Genomic DNA, 2,668 nt, shown 5'->3' with positions numbered 1-2,668 from the left:
GCGCCCCTGGATGACTGTTCCGGCCCGGACCCTGGGGCGCCCCAGGGTCCGGGCCGGAACAGTCATCCAGGGGCGCTGGGTGATGGCGCGTCACCTTTCGGCCAGCGTGCATCAAGCATGTGCATCACGCCCGTGATGCTGTGTGTGCTTTGGGCTGCGGCCGGGGCACCCCCGGTCGCCTGGGAAGCCGGATCGATGAATTTCTCCATTCCAAATAAAGGCTCTCTGACGGTGCGGATATTTCGCCTGAGTCGAATTCGATTTCTTGCGGGGATGTGCGTCCCGCGAATTCGATTGGCTTCGGAGCGTGATCCGATTTGGCGATCCGTACCACCGGAGCGGCGTCCACGGCGTACCGTCAGTGCTGAGAGATGGGGAGGCAGACCATGGGCGATATCGCAGAGAGCCGAACACCGTGCGGGACATGGGCGACCGTGCGCACCCCTGCCCGGAGTGCCGGCCGGTGCTGCCGCTCCATGGTGAGGATCAGGAGCCGTAGCCTGGCGCGGTGAGAGACGACGACGAGCTGCCGGGGCTGGCGGGGCTGTCCGCTGCGCTGCGGTCCGGCGCGTGGGTGCCGACCGAGGTCGAGGCGGTGCTGGGCGCCGAGTGGCTCGCGCTGGACCCGCCGGTGCGGCCGGAACCGCCCCGGCAGGCGTACGGGCCGCGGCTGCTCCAGCACCTGGTCGCGGTGGCCGGGGCCGGTGCGGCGACGGAGCGGCTGCTCGCGACGGCCACGGCGCCTGCGGATGCGCCGATGGTGCGGCTGCTGACCGCGTGGGCGGCGGCGGTCCGGCCGCTGGCGCCGACCGCGGAGCGGGCGGTGACGAAGTGGGAGGCCGGGCCGGTGGACTGGCCCAACCAGAACGACCCGGCAGTGCTCGCACTGGGCGGCCAGGAGGCGCAGCGGCGGGTGTGGGAGGAACGGATAGAGGAGTGGGAGGCGGTGAACCTGCCGGATGGCGGGGAGCGCCTGGACTCCGCGCTCGCCCCGGTGCGGTGGGTGCCGGATGTGGTGTCGGCCGCTGTCACGGGGGGCCTGTCGTGACCGGCGACGGCCCTGTCGGGCGGGAACCGGAGCGGGTGCTGGGGTGGCTGCGGGAGGTGGTGGCCGAGGCCGGCGGCCAGTACGCGGGCCCGGCCGGGTGGCCGATCCGGGACACCGAACTCGCTGCCGTCGCGGCCGTCGAGCAGCTGCGCGCCGAGGACGGCCCGCGGGCGCTCGCGGAGGCGCTGCGGGTGATCGCGGACCGCGTGCCGATGGCGATGGATCCTGGTGCGCCGGAGACGCGGGACTGGTGGGTCGTGCCGCTCGCGCACGCGATCCGGGCCGGCGGGTACGCGATCGACGAGGGCGCCGCCCCGCGTGAGGTCCTGGCCGTGCTCGGCGAACTCGCCCGGGCCGTGCGCGGCTGAGGTAGGCGCGGCCCGGGCGGGGTGTCAGCTCACGCTGTCCGGGCCGGGGATGGGCATCCCCCACGCTCCAGGCCAGGTGTCCCAGCACTCGGACTCCGGATTCCACACGACAGCGACACCGGCCTCCCCCTCTCCCAGGAGGACCCCGAGGGTGCCGTACTCCGGCACGGCTACGCCGATCAGCTCCGGGTCTCCCACGGGGTAGGGGTCCAGCCCGTGCGCACCCGCCAGCTCCAGCACATCGATCAGCATTGCGGCGATGTCGTGCTGCGTCAGTGCCCGGGCGGGGCGGCGGCGCCAGCCCATCAGCGGGGGATGCGGGCGATGGCGCCGAGGCCGGCGCCGGGTGTGATGGCGGCGGGCCCTATGGCCGGCCTCCAGTCCGGGACCGGGACCAGGCCGGGCGCGACCAGCTCCAGGCCGCCGAACAGGTCGCGGATCTGGTCGCGGGTGCGCGGGATGTAGGGGATCGCGCCGGAGCTGTTGTAGGCGTCCTGGGCTGCGAGGGCGGCGTCTGGGCTCTCGGTGGTGCCGTGGCAGATCATCAGGTAGCTGCCGGGCGGGAGGCCGTCGACCAGGCGGCGGACGACGTCGCGGGCGGTGTCGTGGTCCGGGACGTGGCCGAGGACGTCGGAGAGGATCAGGGCGATCGGGGCGGCACGCGAGAGCGGGCCGACGGGGGTGAGGGCACCGGCGAGGACCGCGGCCGGATCGTGGAGGTCGGCCTCCAGATAGGTGGTGGACCCCTGGGGCGTGGAGGTGAGCAGCGCTTCGGCGTGCAGGAGGACCAGCGGGTCGTGGTCGACGTAGACGATGCGGGCGTCGGGCGCGTACCGCTGCGCGATCTGGTGGGTGTTGTCGTGGGTGGGCAACCCCGTGCCGACGTCGAGAAACTGGCGGATACCGCCGTCCTGAACGAGATACCGGACAGCCCGGGCCAGGAATTCGCGGGACGCTTTCGCGATGGCGTCGATCCCGGGGAACTGCTTTCGGTAGGCATCGCCCACCTCTCGGTCCACGGGGTAATGGTCCTGGCCTCCGAGCCAGTAATTCCAAACGCGGGCGGAATGCGGTGTGGTCGTGTCAATCTTCGAGCCGCGCGGGGGGCGGGGCGTCGGCGCGTCGGGGGTGTCGTCGGTCGGCTGCTGGGTCACGGGCGGAACCTCTCCTCGGGAACGGGGCCGGCGGCTGTCCTGCTCGCCTGGGCCCGCCACGGCCCCGCACGGGCCGCACAGCAGGCCCTCCTGACGGA

Annotated in this window: 4 protein-coding genes; 2 read left to right on the top strand and 2 right to left on the bottom strand. The window is 73.1% G+C overall.

What is annotated here, in order from left to right:
• The first annotated feature begins 508 nt into the window (after nucleotides 1–508).
• Together E0D90_RS24880 and E0D90_RS24875 are read left to right on the top strand one after the other, a co-directional pair.
• Complete coding sequence (locus E0D90_RS24880; protein ID WP_130800183.1) at nucleotides 509–1,048, top strand: hypothetical protein; 540 nt, start codon at nucleotides 509–511, stop codon at nucleotides 1,046–1,048.
• Nucleotides 1,045–1,416, top strand: a complete 372-nt coding sequence (locus E0D90_RS24875; protein WP_130800182.1) for a hypothetical protein — start codon at nucleotides 1,045–1,047, stop codon at nucleotides 1,414–1,416. The genes E0D90_RS24880 and E0D90_RS24875 overlap by 4 nt, the downstream gene beginning before the upstream one ends.
• Before the next feature lie 24 nt (nucleotides 1,417–1,440).
• Here E0D90_RS24875 and E0D90_RS24870 read toward each other — a convergent pair whose 3' ends face one another.
• Both E0D90_RS24870 and E0D90_RS24865 read right to left on the bottom strand, forming a co-directional pair.
• On the bottom strand, nucleotides 1,441–1,722 hold the full coding sequence (locus tag E0D90_RS24870) for a hypothetical protein (protein ID WP_130800181.1): 282 nt from the start codon (nucleotides 1,720–1,722) through the stop codon (nucleotides 1,441–1,443).
• Nucleotides 1,722–2,570 carry an SAM-dependent methyltransferase gene (locus E0D90_RS24865; protein ID WP_130800180.1) on the bottom strand — a complete coding sequence of 283 codons (849 nt, stop codon included), beginning with the start codon at nucleotides 2,568–2,570 and terminating at the stop codon, nucleotides 1,722–1,724. Before E0D90_RS24865 ends, E0D90_RS24870 begins: the two co-directional genes overlap by 1 nt.
• Nucleotides 2,571–2,668 lie beyond the last annotated feature (98 nt).

The sequence above is a fragment of the Streptomyces otsuchiensis genome, assembly GCF_004305975.1.
Classification (GTDB): Bacteria; Actinomycetota; Actinomycetes; order Streptomycetales; family Streptomycetaceae; genus Streptomyces; species Streptomyces otsuchiensis.
The sequence above is the reverse complement of the archived record's forward strand: the minus strand, read 5'-3'. Positions and strand labels throughout refer to the sequence as shown.